Below are 23,276 nucleotides of genomic sequence, written 5' to 3' on the forward strand. Positions count from 1 at the left end.
GGCGCCGTGAGGATCGGGGCATGGGCGTCGTCCTGCCGGTCCTCTTCGCGCTGTTCGCGGCGTTCAGCAACGCGCTCGCCACCGTGCTCCAGCGGCGGGCCGCCCTCACCGTGCCGCAGAGCGACGGCTTCCGCTTCGGCCTGGTCCTCGATCTGCTGCGGCGGCCGCTGTGGATCGGCGGCATCCTGGCCGTGATCGCGGCGGGGGTGGGGCAGGCGGCGGCGCTGGCCACGGGCGCGCTGGCCCTCGTACAGCCCCTGTTCGTGCTGGAGCTGCCGCTCGCGCTGCTGATCGCCTCGCTGGTGACGCGGCAGCGGCTGCCCCGGGCGCTCTGGCTGGCCGTGGCGGGGGTGGTGGCCGGGCTCGGGGTCACGCTGGTGGCCGCCTCGCCCGCGGGCAACCGTACGGACGTGCCGCCCGAGCGCTGGGTGGTGGCCCTGGTGGCGTGCGCGATCGCCGTCGCCGCCCTGGCCGTGGCCGGACTGCGCCGGCCGCCGGGCCGTGCGCGGGCCTGCTGCCTCGGCGCAGCCACGGCCGTCTGCTACGCGCTCACGGCCGCCCTGATGAAATCCGCGGTGCACGTCCTCGACGACGGCGGCCTCGGAGCCTTCCTGACCACTTGGGAGACGTACGCCTTCGGTGCGAGCGGCATCTGCGCCCTGCTGCTGCTGGAACACGCCATGCAGGGCGGGCCGCTGGTCGCCTCGCAGCCCGCGCTGACCCTGGGCGACGCGAGCATCAGCGTCGCGCTGGGCGTGGTCCTGTACGAGGAACACCTGCGGTCGAGCTGGTGGCTGCTCCCCCAGCTGCTGGGCGTCGCCCTGATCTGCGCGGGGGTGCTGGCCCTGGCCCGGGCGGGTGAGGGCGCGCCCTGAGGCACCGCCCCCGCGGCAGGGGAACGGGAAGCCTGTCGGCGCCGTTGGGGAGCGGGCCGGACCGGGGTAGCGTGCCGCTCAGTCGAGTGGAGGGCGGGATCCGTGCGAGCGGTGGTCTTCGAGCGGTACGGCGAGCGGGCCGAGGTCAGGGACGTGCCGGAGCCGGCTCCGCCGGCGGGCGGGGTGGTGGTGCGGGTGGAGGCCACCGGGCTCTGCCGCAGCGACTGGCACGGCTGGATGGGCCACGACCCGGACATCGTGCTGCCGCACGTCCCCGGGCACGAACTCGCGGGTGTGGTCGAGGCCGTGGGGGCTGGGGTGCGGAACTGGCGGGTCGGTGACCGGGTCACGGCGCCGTTCGTCTGCGCCTGCGGCAGTTGCGCGGACTGTGCGGCCGGTGACCACCAGGTGTGCGCACGGCAGACACAGCCCGGGTTCACCCACTGGGGGTCCTTCGCCGAGTACGTGGCCCTGGACCACGCCGATGTGAATCTGGTGGCCGTGCCGGAGGAGCTCTCGTACGTGACGGCGGCCGGTCTCGGGTGCCGCTTCGCGACGGCGTTCCGGGCGGTGGTGGCACAGGGTCGCGCGGCGGCGGGCGAGTGGGTGTGCGTGTACGGCTGCGGCGGGGTGGGCCTCTCCGCCGTGATGATCGCGGCGGCGGCCGGGGCCCGGGTGATCGCCGTGGACACGGCGCCGGGGGCGCTGGAGCTGGCGCGGAAGTTCGGCGCCGTGCACTGCGTGGATGCCGGGGACGGCGCCGACACCGCAGGGGCCGTACGGGAGTTGACCGGCGGGGGCGCGCACCTCTCGCTCGACGCGCTGGGGTCACCGGCCACGGCCGCGGCCTCGGTGGCCGGGCTGCGGCGGCGGGGGCGGCACGTGCAGGTGGGGCTGCTGCCGACGGCAGCCGGGGCGGCGGTCCTGCCGATGGACCGGGTGATCGGCTGGGAGCTGGAGATCCTCGGGAGCCACGGCATGGCGGCGCACGCGTACCCGCCGATGATGGAACTCGTCCGGGGCGGTGTGCTGCGGCCGGACCTGCTGGTCACCTCAACGATCACACTCGACGCGGCTCCGGCGGCGCTGGCCGCGATGGGCTCGGCGGCGGTGCGCGGGGTCACCGTCATCCTGCCGGGATCGGGTGCCGGGCGCTGAGTTACGATCGCCCGGTTCGAGCGGAGGACGGAACGGGAACGGCGGGTGGTGGGCGTGAGCTCCGGCGGAAGAGTGGCGGGGGCCGTGACCGCGGCGCTGATGGGCGGGCTGGTGCTCGGCGGCTGCTCCGGCGCCGCGGGCGGGCCCACCCCACCGGCGGCGGAGAAGGCGGGGACGCCGACCGCGAGTCCCGATGCGGCGACGGCTTCGCCGTCCCCCTCGGTCTCGCAGCCGGCCGCCCCGGAGCCCTCCGACGCGGTGTCGCCCACGGCGGCGGGGTCGAAGCCCTCGCCCAGCCATGGGTCGAAGCCGGCGCCGAAGCGCAGTACGGCCGGGTCGTCGAAGATCCCGCAGAACCCGTACCGGGGCCCCAACCCGCCTCCGGCGCCGACCCACGTCCCGACACTGGACTGGAAGCCGTCGCCCTTCGACCCGAAGGACCCCTCGATCCCGAAGTACACGCTGCCGCCGCTGCCGTAGACGCAGAGGCAGAGGCAGACCTAGCAGACACGTACCGGCCTCCGCGGGGGTGCTGCCAGGCCAGCAGTTCCTGGACGCGGCGGTGTCGTCCCGGATCCAGCCGACGATTCGACGCGGGCGTCCGTTGACACACAGAACCCCGAACACGCCGAGGACCGCGGCGAAGATCCGCTCCCCGGGCCTCTGCGCGCATGCTCGCGCACGGGCGGCGGCTACACGCCGCCTCCGATGATCGACCAGTGCGAGGAGACGCCGGCGAGCGGACCAACAGCACTCCACCCGGCCCACCGCGTCGTCACGGACCTGCACATGCTCCAACAGCCCTGCCCACGTGCCATCCGCCTCCCAGCGGGCGAACCGCTCGTAGACGGTCTGCCACGGCCCGTACCGCTCGGGCAGATCACGCCACGGAGCCCCGGTCCGCAAACGCCACAGCACACGATCGACCACCTGACGGTGATCACGCCACGGCCGACCACGCCCGTCCACCTGCGGCAACAAGGGCTCCATCCGCTCCCACGCCGCGTCCGTCAACCCACCTCGACCTGCCGCACAAGTCTTAGGCAGGCGGCCCCGGCAGTGGTGTCCGCGCGTACTTGCCCGACAGCAGGTGGCCCGCTCCCGGGGCCACCGCGTCCAGGTCCAGGGCCCGGAGCATCTGGTGGGCGGTGCAGACGGCCGCGGACACCACCGGCTTGCCCAGGAGCTGCTCGGCCTCCTCGATGGCGCCCAGGGAGGGCATCTGCACGCAGGCCGAGAGCACGACCGCGTCCGCGTCCGCGTGTTCCAGCGCCTGTGCGAGGCCGGGCAGCCGGGCCGGGTCGTGGGCGGCGACGTCGAGGTTGTCGGGGATCTCCAGGGCCTGGTGGTCGAGGACCTCGATGCCCTCGTGCGTGAGGTAGTCCACGACGGTCCGGGTGAGCGGGCGCATGTACGGGGCCAGCAGCACGATCTTCCGGGCGCCGATGGTGTGCAGCCCGTGGACGAGGGCCCCGGCGCTGGTGACGACGGGGGCGGGCGCTCCGTTCTCGACCGTCCGGGTGTGCAGTCGCTGCTCCGAGGTGCGGTGGTAGCCGAGGCCCATGCTCATGATGGCGACCAGACAGGCGTAGCCCAGTACGTCGACCCGGGCGTCGGAGAGTTCGACGGCGCAGCGGTCGGAGTCTGCGTCCATGGCCCTCAGTTGCTCCGGGGTCACGTGGGTCATGCGCATCCGGCTGGAGTGGAAGGTGAAGCGCTCGTCGGGGGCGACGGCCTCGCGGGCCCGGAGGATGGCCGGGACCTCCGTCTCCATGGTGACGTTGGAGCTCGGCACGATCTGGCCGATGCGGTAGGTGCGGGGTGGCACGGGTACTCCTCTTTGCCTGTGTGTATGTGGGGGGGGTCAGCGGGCGTCGACGACGGGATTGGTCAGGGTGCCGATGCCTTCGACCGTGGCCTCGACGGTGTCACCGGGGCGCAGGAACTCGGGCGGGACCATGCCGGCGCCGACGCCGGACGGCGAGCCCGTCGCGATGACGTCGCCGGGCTCCAGGGTCATGCCGGAGGAGATGTCGGCGATGAGGCGGGCGATGGGGAAGAGCATGTGCCGGGTGTTCGACTTCTGCTTGGTGACGCCGTTGACGCGCAGGGAGAGGTCGAGGGCCATCGGGTCCGGGATCTCGTCGCGGGTGACGACGACCGGGCCGAAGGGGGCGTAGGAGTCCTGGCCCTTGGAGAAGAACCACTGGCCGGAGCGGCGCTGGTCGCGGGCGCTGATGTCGTTGACGATGCTGAAGCCGAAGATGTGGTCGTACGCGTCCTCCTCGCTCACCCGGAAGGCGGTGCGGCCGATGACGACGGCGAGTTCGCACTCCCAGTCGAGCTGGGTGGTGAGGTCGGCGTTGTGCAGGATCGGCTGGCCGGGTCCGGTGACGGCGGTGGCGGGCTTGCCGAAGAGGACGGGGCGCGGCGGCAGGTCCTTGTCGGTGTCGAGGCTGCGGCTGGACTCCTCGACGTGCTCGATGTAGTTGAGGCCGACTCCGATGATCTTGCCCGGGCGCAGGGGTGCGCGCAGGGTCACGGCGTCGAGCCGGTGGACGGCCTCGGCCGGCCGGGCTTCGGGTCCGGCGGCCAGCAGGCCGCGCGCAGTCTCCTGGGCGGCCGCGCCGGCCCGGATGAAGGACAGCAGGTCCAGGGGCAGTTCCGCACCGGCGCGCCGGGCCAGGGTGGTGAGGTCCACGACGAGGTCGTCGACCTGCGCGCCGAGACGCACGGAAGCATCGTCGAGGGTGTAGCTGAGCAGCCTCATGGGGGCTCCTTGCAGTGGAGTGGGAGGGTGGCGAGGGGTGGATCGGCGGCGGGGCTCCGCCGTACCGGGGCCGGTGTCAGGGCCGGCGGCGTCCGGTACGGCGGAGCGGTTCAGAGGGTGGGCTGGTGGCCGCCGTTGTCGGCGTAGGCCTCTTCCCGGTGGAATCCGAGGGAGCGCATGACGGGGAAGTCGTTGAAGGAGAAGAGGCAGGCGTCCTCGGCCTCGTCGAGGTTGTGGTGCTCGTGCCAGGCCCAGGACGGGACGCAGAAGATGTCGCCCTGCTTCCACTCGAAGCGCTGTCCGGCGATCACCGAGACACCGCGGCCCTTGGCCGCCGTGTAGATCACCGAGCCGGTGTGGCGGTGGGCGAGGGTGGCCTGGCCGGGGCGCAGCAGCTGCATGTGGGCGCCCATGGTCGGCATGACGGAACCCCCGGTGACCGGGTTGGTGTACTCCGCGATCACGCCGTCGTACGGGGACCCCTCGGTCGCCTTCGCGAGGCTGCGCAGGGCCTCGTAGGTGGGCTCCCAGGGGTAGGCGAGCAGCGGCGAGTAGGGCCGGGTCCACTTCTCGACGCCGTAGGGGAGGAGGTTCGCGCCGTAGGTCAGCACGGAGGAGTTGATGACCTTTCCCGGGGTCTGGTAGAGCTCGGGGTGGACCTCGTAGAAGCCCGCGTCGAGGGCGTTGACCAGCGGGATGTCGAGTCCGTCCTGCCAGATGACGGGGGCGTCGTCCGCCTCGTTGCCGTGCTCGTGCCAGGTCCCGTTCGGCGTGATCGCGAAGTCGCCGGGGCCGACGCGCAGCTTCTGCCCGTCGACGATCGTCCAGGCGCCCGTGCCCTCGTGGACGAAGCGCAGGGCCGCGGCCTGGTGGCGGTGGGCGGTCATCGCCTCGCCGGGGCCCATGATCTGCAGCCCGGTGTAGAGGAGGCCGACGGCGGCGCTGACCTCCTTGCGGCCCGGGTTGACGAGCATGACGACCCGGCGTCCGGCGTCGTCGCCCTTGACGAGGCCGAGGGCCTTGTGGACCAGGGGGCGCAGGTCCTCGTACCGCCAGAGCACCGGGACCGACTTCGGCTGCGGGTACCAGGGCTCGATGTCGTTGGCGACGGTCCACAGTGCGCCCGCGTCGAGCGTGCCGAGCTCCTCGTAGTAGCGGCTGAGTTCCGGGGTCTCGGACACGCGGGCACGGCCGAGCATGGTGTCGTCCTGCTCGATGGTCATTCGTCCTCCTCGGGAGCGGCGGGAGCGGCGGGAGCGATGGGCGCGCCGGGAACGACGGGCGCGGTGAAGGTCACCGGCGGCCTGGGGCGGTTGTCCACTTCGAGGCGGAAGACGTCGAAGCGGTTGTAGTGGCCGACGATGTCGTGCATCTGCTTGGGCTGGATGCACCTGGCGAGGTCGATCTCGCCGTAGACGATGCCCTCGTCGTCGACGAGGGGTTCGGTGACGGGCCGGCCGTCGGGGCCGAAGATCCCGGACAGGGCGCTGCGCGGCCGCGTGAACTGCTTGCGGAGCTCCTCGTCGTCCCCGGCGAGCAGGTCCACGATCTCCGGGGAGACGGTGGAGCAGGCGACCACGGAGAAGACCTTGCCCTCGAAGCTGTGGGCCGCGGTACGGACCGCGATCGCGTCGGCCATGTCGTAGTCGGCGGGGGCGACGGGCAGGGCGATGTAGCAGGAGGCGTGGACGAGTTCGCCCTGGGCGAGGAGGGCGAAGCGGGCCAGGGTGTTGGTGTTCTCGCCGCAGGCCAGCACGCCGAGGGGGCCGACGGGGGTGTCGTGGACGACGAGCGAGCTGCCGTCACCGCCGGTCCAGGTGAGCTTCTCGGCCCAGGTCGGCACCAGCTTGCGGTGCACCCCGAGGAGTGCGCCGTCGGGTCCGATGGTCAGCAGGGTGTTGTGGAGGACGCCGAGGCTGTGCGGGACGCGCTCGTTGACCCCGATGACGAGGACGACGCCGTGCCTGCGGGCGGCCGCCCGCAGGCGGTCGACGTGCGGGCCGGGAATGTCGACGGAGGCGCGCTGGAGCCGCTCGAACCAGGGCGAACCCTGGACCGGGTTCATCGTCCAGTTCCAGTACGGGTACCCGGGGACGAACACCTCGGGGAAGACGACCAGTTCGGCCCCGCCCGCCGCCGCCTCGGCGATCAGGGCGACGGCCTTGTCCACGGTGGCGGCAGGATCGAGGTAGACGGGCGCGGCCTGGACGGCCGCCGCCGTGAAGCGGGGCAGGTGGTCCCTGTCCATGTGCGTGGGCACCTCCGGCTATCGGTGGGCGGGAACCGCTGCGCGGGGCAGCCAGCGGCGGTGGACGGATTCGGCGGGCTGCCGCAGCAGTTCCAGGCGCGGCGGGATCCGGTCGGTCCGCGCCGACGGGGGCCGCCCGCTGCCCGCGCGCCAGGCGCGCGCCCAGGGCGCGGCCGGGCCCTGGTAGCCCTGGGCGGCCGCCGCGTGCAGGGTCCACAGGGGGTCGTGGAGCTGGGCGCGGCCGACACCGCACAGGTCCGCCCGGCCGGCCAGGATGATCGAGTTCACGTCGTCGTACGTGGAGATCGCGCCGACGGCGATGGTGGGGATCCCGGTGGCGTTGCGGATCAGGTCCGCGTACGGGGTCTGGTAGCTGCGGCCGTAGCGGGGCTTCTCGTGGGCGACGACCTCGCCGGTGGAGACGTCGATGGCGTCGGCGCCCGCCTCGGCGAGTGCGCGCGCGATCCCGACGGCGTCGTCCTCGGTGGTGCCGCCGTCCGCCCAGTCGGCGGCGGAGATCCGCACGAGCAGCGCCTTGCCGGCCGGCCACACCTCTCGTACGGCGCGCAGCACTTCGAGCGGCAGCCGGAGCCTTCCGTCCAGGTCTGTGCCGTACTCGTCGGTGCGCCGGTTGGTGAGCGGGGACAGGAAGCCCGAGAGCAGGTGCCCGTGCCCGTACTGGAGTTCCAGTGCGTCGAAGCCCGCCCGGTCGGCGCGCCGGGCCGCGCCCACGAAGTCCCGTACGAGTGCGTCCATGTCGGCCCGGTCGGCCTCGCGCGGCACCGGGCTCCGCTCGTCCCAGCGCAGTGCGGAGGCGGCGATCGGCTGTCCGCCGCGGCCGGCCGCGCGGCGGCCGGCGTGCGTGAGCTGGATGCCGAGGCAGGTGTCGGACTGGCCGTGGACGAAGTCGGTGAGGCGCCGCCAGGCCGCCTCCTGTTCGTCGTTCCACAGGCCGGGGCAGCCGGGGGTGGCCCGGCCGCCGGCACTGACGGCCGTCATTCCGGCGAGGACCAGTCCGGCGCCGCCGATGGCCTGCGTGCTGAGGTGGACGAGGTCGAAGTCGCCCGGAACCCCGTCGCGCGCGGTGTGCAGGGCGGTGGGCGGTACGACGACCCGATTGCGCAGCAGCAGTCCGCCGAGCGGGTAGGGGCGGAACATGGGCGGCACGTCCGACGCGCGGTTGACCGCGCTGGTGAAGCCCTCGTCGCGCACGCGCAGGTTGTCGTAGGTGACGCGACGGCTGCGGGTGAGGAGGTTGAAGGCGAACTGGTGCGGGTCCTGGCCGGCGTACCGGTCGATGTGCTCGAACCATTCCAGGCTGGCCTGCGCGGCGCGCTGGGTGGACTCCACCACGGGCCTGCGCTCCTCCTCGTAGGCGGCGAGCGCGGTCGGCACGTCGGGGTGCTCGTGCAGGCTGGCCGCGAGTACGAGGGCGTCCTCCATGGCGAGTTTGGTGCCGGAGCCGATGGAGAAGTGCGCGGTGTGGGCGGCGTCGCCGAGCAGGACGACGTTCTCGTGCCGCCAGGTGCGGTTGCGGACCGTTGTGAAGCGCAGCCACTTGGAGTTGTTGGGGATGAGGCGGTGGCCGTCGAGGTGGTCGGCGAGGAGCTCCTCGCAGCGCCGGATGCTCTCCTCGTCGCTGGTTCCGGGAGGATGGTCGCGGTCGGCGAACTCCTCGAATCCGGCGCGCCGCCAGGCGTCCTCGGCCATCTCCACGATGAAGGTGGAGCGGGTGGCGTCGTAGGGGTACGCGTGCACCTGGAGCGTGCCGAAGTCCCGCTCCTCGACGATGAAGGTGAAGGCCTCGAAGACCTTGTCCGTGCCGAGCCACATGTAGCGGCCGGAGCGCTCGTCGAGGTCGGCCGCGAAGGTGTCGGCGTATGCGGCGCGGGTGGCCGACCGTACGCCGTCGCACGCCACCACCAGGTCGTACGTGGCAGCCAGTTCGGCCGCGGGCGGGGCCTGCGTGCGGTAGCGGACGTCGACCTCGAGGTCGGCGCAGCGCCGCTGGAGGATCCGCAGGAGGTGCTGCCGGCCGAGGGCGGCGAAACCGTGGCCGCCCGAGGTGAGGGTGCTGCCCCGGTATCGGACGTCGATGTCGGCCCAGCGGGCGAACTCGGCCGACATCGCCTCGTGGATCTCGCGGTCGGCCTGGGCGATTCCGTCGAGCGTCTCGTCGGAGAAGACGACCCCGAAGCCGAAGGTGTCGTCGGGGGCGTTGCGTTCCCAGACGGTGACCTCCCAGTGCGGGGAGAGCTGCTTGGTGAGGGCCGCGAAGTACAGTCCGCCGGGCCCTCCTCCTATGACTGCGACGCGCACGGCGTGCCTCCTGATGCTTGCGCGGTGGTGAGTAGTTCCGGTTGCTGCGGCCCCGCCGCGCCGAGCAGTTCGCGTACGTCCTCGGGCCAGGGGGTCGACCCGGTCGCGTGGGCGGCCGAGTGGGCGATGATCATGCGGCCGGTGGCCGCCTCGCCGCCCTGGGCGCCTCGTACGGTGAAGGCGTAGTGCAGGGAGGCCGTCCCGACCTTGGTGACCTTCAGTTCGGTGCGCACGGCGTCCCCGAACCAGAGGCGGGCCCGGTAGTCGGCCTCGAAGTGCACCCTGGGCGTGCTGCCGAACAGATGGGACAGGCCCAGGCGGTGGAGCAGGACGGCCTCGGCCGCCTCGACCCAGCGCACGACGGTGGAATGGTGGTAGTGGCCGGCGGCGTCGGTGTCGGTCCATTCGACGCGGCGTTCGACGACGACACTGGCCGGCTCGGCGACCGGGCCGGCCGGCAGGGCGGCGGATCCGGTTCCGGTGGCCGCCGCGGCCCGGGCACGTTCGCGCAGTTCACCGCGCCGCAGCTTTCCGGTGCCGGTGCGCGGGAGCGCGGCGACGAACTCGACGGCGCGCGGGTACTTGTACGGGGCGATGGTCTGCTTGACGTGGGCCTGGAGCTCACTGACCGTCGTGCCGTCCGCCGGGACCCCGGCGCCCAGGACGACGTACGCCTTGACGAGCATGCCGCGCCGCGGGTCCGGGGCCCCGACGACGGCGCACTCCTCGACGTGGGGGTGCGTGGCGAGGGCCTTCTCGACCTCGGGGCCCGCGATGTTGTAGCCCGAGGAGACGATCATGTCGTCGCTGCGGGCGACGTACCAGAAGTAGCCGTCCGCGTCGCGTATGTAGGTGTCGCCGGTGACGTTCCAGCCGTTCCTGACGTACGAGACCTGGCGCGGGTCCTCCAGGTACCGGCATCCGGTGGGACCGGTGACCGCCAGCAGGCCCGGCTGCCCGTCGGGGACGGGGTCCCCCTGTTCGTCGACCACTGCGGCGCGGTAGCCGGGAACGGGGCGGCCGGTGGAGCCGGGCCGGATGTCCTCGTCGGCCGCGGAGATGAAGACGTGCAGCATCTCCGTGGCACCGATGCCGTCGATGATGCGCAGGCCGGTGGCGGCGTGGAACTCGTGCCACACCGCGGCCGGGAGCGGTTCGCCCGCGGACACGCAGCGCCGCAGCCCGGCCAGCCGGTCCACCGCCCCCGCCTCCATGATCGCGCGGTAGGCCGTGGGCGCGGTGAACAGCACGGTCACTCCGTGCTCCGCGACGAGATCGGCCAGCTGCAGCGGGGCCGCCTGCTCGATCAGCAGGGTGGCGGCCCCGACGTGGAGGGGGAAGACCACGAGTCCGCCGAGCCCGAAGGTGAAGGCGAGGGGCGGCGTACCGGTGAAGACGTCGTCGGGGCGGGGCTTGAGGACGTGCCTCGAGAACGTGTCCGCGTTGGCGAGGACATCTCGGTGGAAGTGCAGGGTCGCCTTCGGCCGTCCGGTCGTGCCCGAGGTGAAGGCGATCAGTGCCACGTCGTCCGCGGCCGTGACCACGGTGCTGAAGCGGCCGTCCTTGGCCGCGCAGCGCGCGGCCAGGTCCTCCGGTCCGGCGCCCCCGTAGGTGACGACCGGCAGCACCGGCAGGCCGGGGCGGCCGCTCGCGTCGAGTTCCTCGGCGTAGCGGTGGTCGCACAGGGCGAGCGCGGGCCGGCTGATGTCGGTGAGCTCGGCGAGTTCGCCGGCGCGCAACAGCGGCATGGTGGTGACGGCGACGCCGCCGGCCTTCAGAACGCCGAACCACGCGGCTACGAGCCAGGGGTTGTTGGGTCCGCGCAGCAGGACGCGGTTGCCGGGCCGGAGGCCGAAGTCCTCGGTGAGGACCTGGGCGACCTGGTTGGCGCGGTGCTGCAGTTCGCCGTATGTCCAGCGCTCGGTCGGGGTGAGCAGACAGGGGCGGTCGGGGCCGTGCCGCTCGACGGCGTCGTCGAGCAGGCTCCGAGCGCAGTTGAGTCGGTCCGGGTACTCCAACTCCGGTAGATCGAAGTGGAGTTCGGGCCAGAGGGGGAAGGGCGGAAGCCGATCACGGCAGAACGGATCGGCGTACGCGGAAGGGGAGAGCTCCATGGGGCGGCACCTCAATCAGGGAGCAGCGGGGAGATGACTGCAAGGTATGTCGAATATTTGGCGTCCGTCAACATCTCGCGATATTCCGATGCCCGAGAGGCTCCTCACACCACCCCCGAGCACCCCCGCGACACCCTGCGGCGCCCTCGCAGAGCCCCGGCCGCGACCCCTGCAGCGCCCCGCAACGCCCGCCGATGCGGCTCAGGGCACGGGGACGCGCACCCTGACGGCCTTGCCGAGCCCGCCCACAACGACCGAGAGCTCACCGCCCAGTTCGGCCGCCAGCAGCTGCACCATCAGCAGCCCGCGCCCGCTCTCCGCGTCCGGGTCGACCTCCCGGCGGGGGGCGGGCAGCCGCGGCAGGCCGGCGCCCCCGTCGGCGACCTCCAGCCGGAGCCAGCCGCCGCCCACCGCCAGGGCGACCCTCATCCGCCCGGCGCCGGCGCCCACGTGCAGGACGACGTTGCCGACGAGTTCACTGACGGTCAGCAGCAGGGCGTCGACCACCTCGGCGGCGACCCGCCAGTCGTCGAGCATGGCGCGCACACGGGACCTGACCTGCGGAACACTCTCGGCGGTGGGCTCGGCGACCCAGTGGACGAAGCTTCGGACCGCGGGACCGGCGGACCGGTCGGCAGTGGTGAGCATGACGTGCTCCCGGAGGGGGATGGCGGCACCGCCACTGAGCAGCTCGTGTAACTGATCCGGAATCCGGATCGTTCCTGGGCTTGTGGTCAGCGGAAATGCGTCGCTAGAGTCCTTGATTACACGTGTAACAAGCTACGCCTCCCCCGGTGACCCGCGCAAGCATTCCGGACAAACGACGCGAAGCCTGCACCCCGCCCCACCGGGGCACTGCCGAACTGGAAGGGCCGCAATGACACAAACTCCTCCCGCCGAGATCGACATCGCCGACATGACCTGGCCGCCCCCGCCCTACCGGTCCCCCGTACCGCCGGTGACGGGCACGGACGGCGTGCGGCGCTTCGACGGGATCACCTACGCGACCACGCCCGGCTACCGGCCCCGGCTGCTCGACGTGCAGGTGCCCGCCGGCGAGGGCCCGTTCCCCGCGATCGTCTGGATCCACGGCGGCGGCTGGCTGGACGGCGACCGCCGCTACCCGCCGCCGACCGTGCCCGCCGACCTGCTCCACGGGTCGGTGCTGTCGGCCGGGATCGCCCTGGTCTCCATCGACTACCGGCACAGCCTCGAAGCACCGTTCCCGGCCCAGCTGCACGACGTGAAGGCGGCCATCCGCTACGTCCGCACCTTCGCCGACGCCCTCGGCATCGACCCGGACCGGATCGGAGTCTGGGGCGAGTCCGCGGGCGGGCACCTGGCCGCCCTCGCCGGCGTCGTCGGCCCCGGCAGCCCCCAGGGCGCGGCGCTCGAGGGCACACAGGGCGTCGGCTCCGGCGACACCGCGGTCCGCGCGGTCGTCGACTGGTACGGCGTCTCCGACCTCGTCGCCCTCGCCGGGCACCCCATGCCGGCCATGCCCGGTGCGGAATTCCCGGACCCCTACGAGGCCCTGCTGGGCGCCGGTGTGGACGAGCGGCCGGACCTGGCCCGGGCCGCGAGCCCGGTGACGTACGCCCCCGGCTCGAACCCGCCGCCGTTCCTGCTGGTGCACGGGACCCGGGACGGCCTGGTCCCGTACAGCCAGAGCGAGGTCCTGGCCGAGGCACTCAACAGCGCCGGGGGCGAGGTCACGCTGCAGCCCGTGGAGGGTGCGGACCACATCTTCCTCGGCTCCCCGGACATCCCCGCGATCGTCGAGGAGAGCGTGGCCTTCCTGGCCCGGCACCTCGGCGCGGGGGCCTGACGGCGCCGGTCCCGCGTTCCTGATCCACCACGGGGGCGCGGCAGCGGCCGCGCCCCCGCATCCCCTTCGGAGCACACCAGGCCGCGTCCCCCGCCGCGGTCACGAGAGGCAGTCATGTCCGGCATCCCCACCACCACCCCGCACGACAGACCCCACAGACCCGACCGACCGCACCGCTCCGGGTCCGGGGCTCCGCGCAGCCGCGGCCTCCTCGTCACGGGCCTCCTGCTCCTGGCGGCAGCCGTACTGACGGCCGTCGTCGTCCGCTCCGACGTGGCGGACCCGCCCTTCCAGGGGCTGGACGACGGCTGGCTGATCTGGATGGGCGGACCCCACGAAGGGCTGTACCAGGCTGCCGCCACGGTGCTGGACCTGTTCGGCGGGCCCGTCGGCGCCCTCCTCCCGCTCTCCCTGCTGGCCCTGCTGCTCTTCCGGCGGCGCTGGGTCTCGGCCGGCTTCCTGCTCGCCGCCTACCTGGGCGGCAACATGCTGGTCGTCCAGGGCCTCAAGCACCTGGTGGACCGGCCGCGCCCGGCCGATCCGCTGGTCCGGGTCGACCACGGCTCCTTCCCGTCCGGACACGCGGCCACGGGTGCGCTGCTGGTCGTCGTCATCGGGGTGCTGCTGGTCCCGGCGGCCCGGCGGCGGGCGTGGTGGATCGGGGGCACGGCCTTCGCGCTGGCCATGATGTGGAGCCGTACCTGGCTGCACGCGCACTGGCTCAGCGACACGGTGGCCGGGGCCGCGGTGGGCGCGGGGGTGGGGCTGGTGGCGTGGTGGCTCTTCCAGCCGGCGCTCGCCCGGGAACGTGCCCGCGCCCACGACCGCCGGGGGGCGGCCGCGGGCGCGGGCACGGGCACCACTGCCGCGTGACCCGAGCACGCCACGCGTGAGCTCGCGCAACGCGCTGCCGGCCGGGGCCGTCACCACGACGCCCCGGCCGGCAGCGCGCGGACGGCGCAGCGGCGGGCGGGAGGGAGGAAAAGGAGCGGCGGGGGAAGGAACGGGAGCGCCGGCCGGTCGCCGCCGCTCCCCCGGTGTGCCCCGCGAGCTGTGTGCCCTGCCGCAGCCGGCGCCCCGCGGGCCGTCAGGCGTTCAAGGGGTCACGAGGTCAGGCGGTGGATCAGGACGGGGGTCACGGCCGGCACCGGAGTCGCCGTGCCGGTTTCGATCAGCTCGTGCACGGCGTCCGCGATCTGCGCGGCCGACGGCATGTCCAGCCGGACCGTGGTGAGGGCGGGCTGCTGGAGCGTGGAGAGGACGAGGTCGTCACAGCCGACCAGGGCCACCTCGTCCGGCACGGAGATCCCCTCGGCCTGGAGCGCGTGCAGCAGCAGAGCTGCGTACTCGTCGTTGTACGTGAAGGCGGCGTCGAGGCCGAGGCCGCGCCACCGCCGCGCCAGGGCGCTCGCCGACTCCCGCGTGTAGGCCAGCTCCACCGGGGTGACGGTGGCCATGTGCCGGGCCGCGACCGACTCGGCGCCCGCGAGGCGCGGCTCGGCGAGAGTGCCGAGGCCGCGCTCCTGGGGCATGACGACGCCGATCCTGGTGCGGCCTCGCGCGATGAGGTGCTCGGCCGCGGTGGCACCGATGTGGGTGTGGTCGAAACCGATGGTGTGCACCCCCTCGACGGGGTGGGCCGCGAAGGCCAGCAGGCCGCGCACCCCGGCACGGCCCAGTACCTCGGCCGCCTGGGCCGTGAAGCGGTCGCCGTCCAGGGCGACGACGGCCGCGGGGCGCAGTTCGGCCCAGGCCCGGGCGGCGTCGAGGGGGTCGGCGAAGCGGCCCGCGTGCAGCACGGCCGTGTAGCCGAAGCGGTCCAGCTCGCTGTGCAGGTCGTCGACCCAGTCGCTGACGAGGCGGCCGATCGCGGAGATCGACGCGGGCATCAGGACGAGGTTGCTGCGGCCGGCGCGCAGGGACCGGGCGGCGGCGTGCGGTACGTAGCCGAGCTGCTTGGCCGCGTCGAGCACCCGGGCGCGGGTGCTCGCGCTGACCCGGTGGCCCTGGGTGTCGTTGAGGACGAAGGAGACCGTGGCGCGCGAGACCCCGGCGAGGCGGGCCACGTCGGCGCTGGTGATGGATGCCGGGACGTGTGTGTCTTTGGCCATGACGTCCCTCGACGCTCCTTGTGTTGCGGTTCTGCTCGGGTGCTCCTTCCTTCTCAGGTTACACGAGTTAAATCAAGGGGCGGGGGTGTGCAGGAGCCTGGAGGGTCCCGCAAGGTCGTCGAGGGCGGTCACCACCGAGTCGAAGCGCATCGTGGTGCGGGACGGCGTTTCGTACCGCCGCCACTGCGGCAGGTCGGGGTGATTGGGGTCGCCCGTGCGGACGAAGGCGATCCAGGCCCGGTGCATGGCGTACGCGAGGCCGTCCCGGACGGCGGGGGCGAGGCCGGCCAGGAAGGGGGCGTGCGACCACTGGGCGAAGTTGTCGAAGACGAAGGGCAGTTCGAGGCAGTGCGCGGCCCCGAGCCGGCCCTCGTGGGCGGGCGTGGGAAGGTCGAACTGGTAGGCCCATACGGGATGGCCCGACTCGGCGCGTGCCTCGGCCAGCCGCAGCGCCGGCACGCGGAAGAGCTCGTCGGTGATGAGGTCCATGAGGACGTCGGCCGGACGGGCGCCGGGCCGGGCCCGCTCGTACGCCGCGTACACGCTCTCGGCGGCTTCCTTCCCGAAGGTGTCCCCGATGCGGTCGGTCACCTCCTCCCGGGTGGCGCCGGCGTAGCCCTCGTCGAGGGCGAACCCGAAGTTGGCCTCCTCGCGCGTCCAGCCGATCATGACGTCGATGCCGGCCGCCGCTCCGCCCAGCAGGGCCTCGGCGGGGTGACCGGCGAGGGTGACTCCGTCGATCACGGGCAGGAAGGGCGTCGGCCAGTACCCCCACCGCACGGTCTGCGCGAACAGCCCCGCGCCCGCCCCGATCAGCTCGGGCCAGGGAAGCGTGCGCAGCCGGTCCAGGTCCTCGGCGCCGGCCAGTTCCAGGTAGGCGGCGGTGCGCTCGAGGTACGCGTCCGGGCGCGGGAGGTCCAGGCCGAAGGGCGGGCTCTGCAGGATCACCCGCCCGATCAGGCCGGCGGCCTGCGGGTGACCGGCCAGGGCCGCGGTGGAGACCGCGCCGCCGGACTGCCCCGCGACCGTGATGCAGTCCGGGTCGCCGCCGAAGGAGGCGATGTTCTCCTTCACCCAGCGCAGGGCGGCCAGCTGGTCGGTGAGCCAGAAGTTCCCGCCCGCAGCGCCCTCGCCCCCCTCGTCGCCCTCTCCCGTATAGAGGTAACCGAGCGGCCCTATGCGGTAGTTGATACTCACGACGACGAGGTCGCCGTCGCGGGCGAAGGTGTCACCGGAGTAGGTGGGCAGCGAGCCGGATCCGGAGACGAAGCCGCCGCCGTGGATCCAGATCAGCACCGGACGCCGTCCGGCGTCGACGGCCGGCGTCCAGAGGTTGAGGGTGAGGCAGTCCTCGTCGAAGGGGGGCGACCCGTGGCCGCCGAGCACCGGGTCGCCGCCTTCCATGTACATCTGCGGCGCGCTCGGGCCGTCGGTGGTGGCGTCCCGCGTGCCGCTCCAGCCGGCGTGCGGCTGCGCGGGCCTCCAGCGCAGGTCACCGACCGGTGGGGCGGCGTAGGGCACGGCACGGAAGACCGTGACGCCGCCCTCGGTCGCGCCGCGCAGGCGGCCTGCGGGCAGGTCCACCACCGTACGGTCCTGGCCAGGGGGGTGAGGCATGAGCCGTTCCTTCCTCGCTGCCGCGCGCTCGGTGCGCGCCGCGGATCGAGCGTATGGCGTGAATTTGCCGAACGTCAATGTGTCACGATAATTCGACCCCTTCGGTCGCGCTCACAGCCACAGGCTGTTCGCGGCCATCCGCTCCGCCTCCACATCCAGCAACGACGCGAAGATCCGCCACACCACCAGGCAGGTTCCGACGCCGACGACAGCGCCGGCGAAGGTGTCGCTGAGCCACTGGGCGTGGAGCCACGTCCGGTTCCCCATCATCGCGAGTACGTACGAGGCCCCGAACGCCCACCACCAGCGTCGCGCACGCGGCGGGAACACCACCACCGCTACGGCGACCACGAGCGCCACCGCGCTGAACACCTGCCCGGACGGGTACGAACCGTCACTGACCAGGACCCACGGGTGCGGCGGGCGCGGCCGGTCGGCCAGCTGCTTCATGGGCAGGAGCACCACGAGGTTGGCGACGACGGTGACCGAGAAGACGAACAGCCCCGAGCGCCAGCGCCCGTAGACGCACAGGCAGCCGATCACCAGGAGCGGCAGGACCATGCCGAGCGGGCCGCCGAGCCGGTCGAGGACGGTGCTGAATGCGCCCAGCTCACCGGATTCCGCGGCGGCGGAGTCGTTCAGGGACGCTGCCCAGCGGTCGTCGAGCCCCTGGAAGAACGGCTGCCGGTCGAGTCGGAGCAGCAGTCCGACCAGGAACGCCAGGAGCAGGAGGGCGATCCCTGCTCCGAGCGCGTGGCGCGGCGGGGCCGCCGGAAGGTGATGGCGGGGCGGGGCGACCTGCCGGGGTGGCCGGGACGGCGGCACGGAGGAGGGCGAAGGGAACATGGCGGGCCTTTCACGGTCGTCTTCCCCGGGCGGTGGGGGCACGCGGAGAGCAGGCACGGGCGTGTGGAGCGCGACGGAACGGGACGCGACGCGGAACGGGATGCGGCGACGGAACGGGATGCGACACGGAACGGGATGCGGCGACGTGCGGCGAGGCGCGGCCGGGAGCCGCGCGACCGCGGCGGGAGCCGCACCGGCCGCCCCTCGCGGACCGGACCCACCAGCAGGGGTGGTCCGGACGCGGGGAACCGCCCGGTGCCGCCGGGGTGCAGAACCCTCCGGCGACCGGGTCGTCGCGGTGCGGCACGGAGTATTGCCGATGCGTCACGACCGCCACAAGAGCAAGAGGGTTTCTCGACAGATCCGCCACTCCCGATGGCCTCGATCCGGTGGTTACACGTCTTGCCTCGCCGGCTCCCCCGTCGGTCACGATCTGCACAACGACCCGCCGCAGGCTCTGGCGGAGCCCGGAAATGGGTGCTACACAGTGTCCACCGCACTTGGTGACACGTGTAACAACATCACGTTACGAACGTCGTCCGCCTCCGCACCTTCCGGCGACGACGCCGTCCGGCGCCCCGCTCTCGGGCCGCCCGCCTTCTCCGCTGCACGCCACCTCCCCGCTCCGTCCCCCGAGGAGTAGTCCCATGGCCACGCCCGAAGTCGTCGAACCAGTCGAACCCTCCGTTCCCCCGACCGGGGAGACCGCCCCCCGGCGTGGTCTCCTGCCCCTGCTCCTGGTCTCCAACTCGGCGATGATGGCGCTCTACATGGGTGTCGGCTCCGTCCTGCTGCCGACCCAGATCGCCGCGATCGCGCCCGACGACAAGGTCGCCGTACTCGGCCTGATCGGCGGCGTCAGCGCGGTCTTCGCCACCGCCTTCAATCCCATCGCCGGCGCCCTCTCCGACCGCAGCGGACGCCGCAACCCCTGGATCCTGGGCGGCGGTCTGGCCTCGTTCGTCCTGCTGGCCGTGCTCGGCAGTGCGACCACCGCGCTGCTGGTCGGCATCGGCTGGTGCCTGATCCAGGCGACCATGAACGTCTATCAGGCGGCCGTCACCGCCATCGTGCCCGACCGGATCCCCGCCGCCCGCCGCGGCACCGCGTCCGCTCTGGTCGGTCTCGGTCTGCCCATCGGCGGTACGGTCGGCGTCCTCATCGCCTCTCAGACCGCGGACCACCTGCGCACCGGCTACCTGATACTCGGCGCGATCGTCGCCGGGTCCGCCCTGCTGCTCAGCCTCTTCTGCCGGGACGTTGCGCGCACCGGGCCCGCCGTCGCGGCGCCCGCCAAGCCGCGGGGCGCCCAACTGGCCGCATTCCTCTCGGCCCTGGCCAACCACGACTTCCGCTGGGCCTTCATCGGCCGGGCCCTGATGGTCCTCGGCTACTTCTCCGTCGTCGGCTACCAGCTGTACATCCTCGGCGACCACATCACGCTGCCCGGCGGGCTGACCCCGCCCGCCGCCATGGCCGTCCTCACCCCGGTGTCGATGATCGCGATGGCCGTCTCCACCGTGGTCGGCGGTCTGCTGTCCGACCGCTGGAACCGCCGCAAGGTGTTCGTCGGCGTGTCCGCCGCCCTCGCCGGGCTCGTCATGGTGGTCCCGGTCATCAGCCCGACCTGGACCGGCATGCTCGTCTTCAGCACGCTCAACGGACTCGCCTTCGGCTGCTTCATGGCCGTCGACACCGCGCTCGTCACCCTGGTCCTCCCGCGGGCCGAGGACGCCGCCCGCGACATGGGCGTGCTGAACATCGCGAACGCCGGACCGCAGATCATCGCCCCCTTCGTCGCCTCGGCCGTCGTCACGGGGCTGGGCGGCTACACCCCGCTCTTCCTCGTCGGCGGGGCCCTCTCCCTGATCGGCGCGCTCGCCATCCTCCCGATCCGCAGCGTGCGCTGACCCGTCCCGGGCCGGTCCCCCGGGGCCCGGCCCGTACGCAGCTCCGGCGGGCGTTCGCCGAGGGTCGTGCGCCCGCCGGTACCCACCCCTTCTCACCCTCATCCCCTTCCCTCTCAAGGAGCATCCTGTGAGACGCAAGCGAGTTCTGCCGCTGGCCGCCCTGCTGCTGTGCACGCCCGCTCTGGCCGGCACGGCACCCGCGGTCGCCGCGCCGCAGGCCGCGCCCGCCGGCCCGTTGCGGATCCTGCTCACCAACGACGACGGCTACAACGCGCCGGGCATCCGCAAGGCCTTCGAGCGGCTGACCGCCGCCGGGCACGACGTCACGATCGTCGCCCCGCTCACCAACCAGAGCGGCACCGGCACGAAGATGATGAGTGCCCCGTCGATCACGGTGAAGCACCCCGAGCCCAAGGTCTGGGCCGTCGACGGCACCCCGGGCGACTCCGTCGCCTTCGGCCTGGCCGAGGTCTTCGCCGGGGACGCCCCCGACCTGGTCGTCTCGGGCACCAACTTCGGCCCGAACGTCGCCGGTCTCGCCACCCACTCCGGTACGGTCGGCGGCGCCGTCGCCGCGCTGGAGCACGGCGTACCGGCCATCGCGCTGAGCACCGGGGGCGTCGCCGCACCCGACCCGGTCACCACGGTCAACGCGATGGGCCCGACGGTCGACTTCACCGTCAAGCTGATCGACCGGCTGCGGGCGCGGGCCCGCTCCGGGCCGCTGCTGCCCCACGGCGTCGGCCTGAACATCAACCACCCGGTGGTCGGAGCCGACGGCAAGGGTACGGCCGCGGGTGTGTCCTCGACCTTCCAGGATCCGCAGACCCTGCTCGAACCGGACTTCACCGATGCGGGCGACGGCACCTGGAAGCTGACGGTCAAGGTGGACCTGCGGCCCGCGGCCAAGGGCAGTGACATCGAAGCCGTGACCGCAGGCCGGATCGCCGTGAGCCCCATGAGCCCCAACTGGAACACCGGCCCGGTCGACCACGCCCTGACCTCCGCGCTGATCGCCGGACTGCGTCCCTGACGGGTCCCGGCCGGGGCGGAGCCCGCTCCGCCCCGGCCGCCTCCTTGCCTGCCCGGCACGCAAGGGACCGGGCAGGCGGGCAGGACCCGTCCCACCCACCCCCGGCACGACATCGTCACGCACCGGCACACTCCAGGAGGACGGATGAAGAGGCCCGGCAAACGGCTGCCCTCTGCAAGGTCCCTGCTCGGTACCGCACTTGCCCTGGTGACCCTGCTCGCCTCGGCACCACCGGCCGCGGCTTCACTGTCGTCGCAGCCCGCCGGATCGCCGCGCCCGGTGGTCACCCTCGCGCAGGGCGGCGCCGTGCGCGGTCAGTCCCGCGACGGCGCACAGGAGTTCCTCGGTGTCCCCTACGCCGCTCCCCCGGTCGGGGACGCACGGCTCCGGGCGCCCGCGCCCCCGCCCCGCCGGCACGGGGTGCGGGAGGCCACCCGGCAGGCTCCCGCGTGCCTGCAGTTCTCGCCGTTCGGCCTGAGCGATCCGGCGGCGGTCGGCGAGGACTGCCTCTACCTGGACGTGTACCGGCCCCGGACCGCCCGCCCCGGAGCCCGGCTCCCGGTGATCGTCTGGATGCACGGAGGTGCGTACAGCCAGGGCACGGGCACCCAGTTCGGCGGCCGGACCATGGCCGACGTCACCCAGAGCGTGGTCGTCAGCATCAACTACCGCCTGGGACAGCTCGGTTATCTCGCGCTTCCCGAGCTCGGCCGGGAGAACGCCCTGCGCTCCGGGTCCTTCGGCCTGATGGACCAGGTCGCCGCCCTTCGCTGGACCCGGGAGAACATCGGCGCGTTCGGCGGCGATCCGGGCAACGTCACGATCTCCGGGCAGTCGGCGGGCAGCGGTTCCGTCTGCGCGCTGCTGGCCGCCCCGTCGGCCGCCGGCCTGTTCCACCGGGCCGTGCTGCAGAGCGGTCCGTGCACCCTGCTGGGTACACCGGACAGCGCGGACGCCGAGGCGCAGGCGCGGGCCTTCGCCGCACGGGCGGGGTGCACCGCCCCGGCCGAGGTTGCCGCCTGTCTGCGCGCCGCCTCCGGAGCGGCCCTGGTGGAGGCGGCCCGTACGCTGCCCACCCGGGGTCCGGCCTCCGGTGACGGGCTGCTGCCGGTCGCTCCCGCGCAGGCCATCGGGAGCGGTAGGTGGAACAAGGTGCCGGTGCTGATCGGGAGCACCCGTTCCGAGGCCCGCTTCTTCGTCGCCCTGACGCAGCCGCACCTGACCGCCGAGCAGTACGCGGCGCAGGTCCTGGCGGGATACGGGCCCGCGGGACCCGAGGTGCTCGCGCGCTATCCGGTCGCCGCGTACGGCTCGCCGTATCTGGCGCTGTCGGCCGTGATGACGGACTCGACCTTCGCGTGTCACACCGCGTGGACGGCGCAGCTGTTCGCGTCCCAGGTGCCGACGTACGTCTACGAGTTCGACGACCCGCGGTCGCCGACGCTCGCGGGCGCGCAGGTGCCGGGCCTGGACGAGTCCAACGCGCACAGTGCGGAGCTGGCCTATCTGCACGACTTCACCATGGGCGAGCGCCCGCTGGCCCCGGTCCAGGTCGCGCTCGGGAACCGGATGAAACGCTACTGGGCGGCGTTCGCCCGCTTCGGCGCCCCTGTGGTGGCCGGCCAGACCGCGTGGCCGCCGACCGGTGCGGGAGCCGCCACGGTCCTCACCCTCAATCCGTCGGCGACGCGGACGAGCACCTCGTTCGGGGCGGACCACAACTGCGCCTTCTGGCGGACCCAGCCACCGCGGCCGCTCTGAGCGGGCCCTTGTCCGCGCCGTGGCCGTCGGGGGGCTTCCCCTGGGCGCACCGACCGGGGGAGGCCGGGGGCGAAGCTACTCGTCATAGCCCTCGGGGACCTTGCCGCAGGGCGCGTGGATGCTGACGGCGAGTGTCCCGGTCGGCTCGTACCAGCCCACATCGACCCGGTCGCCCGTGCTCTGGTGCTCGTAGCCGAAGCCCATGTCGGAGAAGTCCTGGCCGGTGGGCTTCCAGCCCTGCTGCGACAGCCGGGCCCGGACCCGCTCCTGGGCGGTCCGGGCGGTGTCCTTCGGGACGTCCGTGGTCTGCCAGTCGAGTATGAAGCTGCGGACGTCGCTGCGGCCCCGGTCGATGTGGGCCAGGGAACGCAGTCCCCGGTAGGAGCAGGCACCCGTTTCCACCCGTTGGGGCAGGACATCGGCGGGCACGGGCAGGCCGATGTCGTCCTGGACGCGCTCGGCCTCCGCGCGGAGCCGGGTGCCGACGGCGTTCGGATCGACCTCCGGGTACGGCTCGCCGTTCCAGACGCGGTACGCGCCCCAGCAGGTGGCCAGGACGAACGTGACGCCGGCCAGCGCCAGCGCCGCCTGCAGGGGACGCGGGCGCGGGCGCGCCGGCGCCGCCGGGGAGAGGGGTTGCACGGAAGGCATGCACCAGACCGTACGGGGGCGGGTGGCACCGCACA

19 protein-coding genes and 2 pseudogenes are annotated in these 23,276 nt (G+C 73.2%); 8 read left to right on the forward strand and 13 right to left on the reverse strand.

Going from position 1 to position 23,276, the window contains the following annotated elements; translation table 11 throughout:
• Positions 1-20: 20 nt before the first annotated feature.
• From OG753_RS05985 to OG753_RS05995, 3 genes are all read left to right on the forward strand, one after another.
• Positions 21-875 carry a DMT family transporter gene (locus tag OG753_RS05985; RefSeq protein ID WP_327260739.1) on the forward strand — a complete coding sequence of 285 codons (855 nt, stop codon included), beginning with the start codon at positions 21-23 and terminating at the stop codon, positions 873-875.
• Positions 876-977: 102 nt separating this feature from the next.
• Entirely contained in the window at positions 978-2,033 is a 1,056-nt protein-coding gene (locus OG753_RS05990) for a zinc-dependent alcohol dehydrogenase family protein (protein ID WP_327260740.1), read from the forward strand.
• An 84-nt stretch (positions 2,034-2,117) separates the two neighbouring features.
• Positions 2,118-2,513, forward strand: a complete 396-nt coding sequence (locus OG753_RS05995) for a hypothetical protein (protein WP_327260741.1) — start codon at positions 2,118-2,120, stop codon at positions 2,511-2,513.
• Positions 2,514-2,786: 273 nt separating this feature from the next.
• Here the strand turns inward: OG753_RS05995 and OG753_RS06000 are convergent.
• The 9 genes and pseudogenes from OG753_RS06000 to OG753_RS06040 form a co-directional block, all read right to left on the reverse strand.
• A pseudogene (locus tag OG753_RS06000) lies at positions 2,787-3,080 on the reverse strand (transposase); the annotation flags it as partial.
• The gene (locus OG753_RS06005) at positions 3,073-3,807 is read right to left on the reverse strand and encodes an Asp/Glu racemase (RefSeq protein ID WP_327266651.1); all 735 of its coding nucleotides are present in this window, start codon (positions 3,805-3,807) and stop codon (positions 3,073-3,075) included. The pseudogene OG753_RS06000 and the gene OG753_RS06005, both read right to left, overlap by 8 nt.
• A gap of 90 nt (positions 3,808-3,897) precedes the next feature.
• Positions 3,898-4,803: a fumarylacetoacetate hydrolase family protein gene (locus OG753_RS06010; RefSeq protein ID WP_327260742.1), complete on the reverse strand. Its 906-nt coding sequence runs from the start codon at positions 4,801-4,803 to the stop codon at positions 3,898-3,900.
• A 110-nt stretch (positions 4,804-4,913) separates the two neighbouring features.
• Entirely contained in the window at positions 4,914-6,026 is a 1,113-nt protein-coding gene (locus tag OG753_RS06015; RefSeq protein ID WP_327260743.1) for a cupin domain-containing protein, read from the reverse strand.
• A complete protein-coding gene (locus OG753_RS06020) occupies positions 6,023-7,051 on the reverse strand; it encodes a carbon-nitrogen hydrolase family protein (protein ID WP_327260744.1) in 1,029 nt (342 codons plus the stop codon). The genes OG753_RS06015 and OG753_RS06020 overlap by 4 nt, the downstream gene beginning before the upstream one ends.
• 18 nt (positions 7,052-7,069) lie before the next feature.
• Positions 7,070-9,370, reverse strand: coding sequence for an FAD-dependent monooxygenase (locus OG753_RS06025; protein WP_405787452.1), 2,301 nt, complete (start codon positions 9,368-9,370; stop codon positions 7,070-7,072).
• Positions 9,352-9,729: an acyl-CoA thioesterase gene (locus OG753_RS06030; protein WP_405792557.1), complete on the reverse strand. Its 378-nt coding sequence runs from the start codon at positions 9,727-9,729 to the stop codon at positions 9,352-9,354. The genes OG753_RS06025 and OG753_RS06030 overlap by 19 nt, the downstream gene beginning before the upstream one ends.
• A 126-nt stretch (positions 9,730-9,855) precedes the next feature.
• A pseudogene (locus tag OG753_RS06035) lies at positions 9,856-11,484 on the reverse strand (AMP-binding protein); the annotation flags it as partial.
• Positions 11,485-11,685: 201 nt separating this feature from the next.
• Positions 11,686-12,132 carry an ATP-binding protein gene (locus tag OG753_RS06040; protein WP_327260746.1) on the reverse strand — a complete coding sequence of 149 codons (447 nt, stop codon included), beginning with the start codon at positions 12,130-12,132 and terminating at the stop codon, positions 11,686-11,688.
• A 229-nt stretch (positions 12,133-12,361) separates the two neighbouring features.
• On the opposite strand from OG753_RS06040, the gene OG753_RS06045 reads away from it, so the two are divergent.
• Together OG753_RS06045 and OG753_RS06050 are read left to right on the forward strand one after the other, a co-directional pair.
• Positions 12,362-13,312 carry an alpha/beta hydrolase gene (locus tag OG753_RS06045; RefSeq protein WP_327260747.1) on the forward strand — a complete coding sequence of 317 codons (951 nt, stop codon included), beginning with the start codon at positions 12,362-12,364 and terminating at the stop codon, positions 13,310-13,312.
• A gap of 114 nt (positions 13,313-13,426) precedes the next feature.
• On the forward strand, positions 13,427-14,185 hold the full coding sequence (locus OG753_RS06050) for a phosphatase PAP2 family protein (RefSeq protein ID WP_327260748.1): 759 nt from the start codon (positions 13,427-13,429) through the stop codon (positions 14,183-14,185).
• Between the two features lie 230 nt (positions 14,186-14,415).
• Here OG753_RS06050 and OG753_RS06055 read toward each other — a convergent pair whose 3' ends face one another.
• From OG753_RS06055 to OG753_RS06065, 3 genes are all read right to left on the reverse strand, one after another.
• Positions 14,416-15,423: a LacI family DNA-binding transcriptional regulator gene (locus OG753_RS06055; protein ID WP_405787454.1), complete on the reverse strand. Its 1,008-nt coding sequence runs from the start codon at positions 15,421-15,423 to the stop codon at positions 14,416-14,418.
• A gap of 72 nt (positions 15,424-15,495) precedes the next feature.
• The gene (locus OG753_RS06060; protein WP_405787455.1) at positions 15,496-17,040 is read right to left on the reverse strand and encodes a carboxylesterase/lipase family protein; all 1,545 of its coding nucleotides are present in this window, start codon (positions 17,038-17,040) and stop codon (positions 15,496-15,498) included.
• A 111-nt stretch (positions 17,041-17,151) separates the two neighbouring features.
• On the reverse strand, positions 17,152-17,886 hold the full coding sequence (locus OG753_RS06065; protein WP_405787457.1) for a phosphatase PAP2 family protein: 735 nt from the start codon (positions 17,884-17,886) through the stop codon (positions 17,152-17,154).
• A gap of 647 nt (positions 17,887-18,533) precedes the next feature.
• Here OG753_RS06065 and OG753_RS06070 point away from each other — a divergent pair.
• From OG753_RS06070 to OG753_RS06080, 3 genes are all read left to right on the forward strand, one after another.
• Positions 18,534-19,796 carry an MFS transporter gene (locus OG753_RS06070; protein WP_405787459.1) on the forward strand — a complete coding sequence of 421 codons (1,263 nt, stop codon included), beginning with the start codon at positions 18,534-18,536 and terminating at the stop codon, positions 19,794-19,796.
• Positions 19,797-19,923: 127 nt separating this feature from the next.
• Positions 19,924-20,829 (forward strand): 5'/3'-nucleotidase SurE, encoded by a 906-nt coding sequence (surE, locus tag OG753_RS06075; RefSeq protein ID WP_327260753.1) that lies wholly within the window; start codon positions 19,924-19,926, stop codon positions 20,827-20,829.
• A 144-nt stretch (positions 20,830-20,973) separates the two neighbouring features.
• A complete protein-coding gene (locus tag OG753_RS06080) occupies positions 20,974-22,590 on the forward strand; it encodes a carboxylesterase/lipase family protein (RefSeq protein WP_405787461.1) in 1,617 nt (538 codons plus the stop codon).
• 75 nt (positions 22,591-22,665) lie between these two features.
• Here the strand turns inward: OG753_RS06080 and OG753_RS06085 are convergent, their stop codons facing one another.
• A complete protein-coding gene (locus OG753_RS06085) occupies positions 22,666-23,241 on the reverse strand; it encodes a hypothetical protein (protein ID WP_405787463.1) in 576 nt (191 codons plus the stop codon).
• Positions 23,242-23,276 lie beyond the last annotated feature (35 nt).

Source organism: Streptomyces sp. NBC_00029, from assembly GCF_045160505.1.
Lineage (GTDB): Bacteria > Actinomycetota > Actinomycetes > Streptomycetales > Streptomycetaceae > Streptomyces.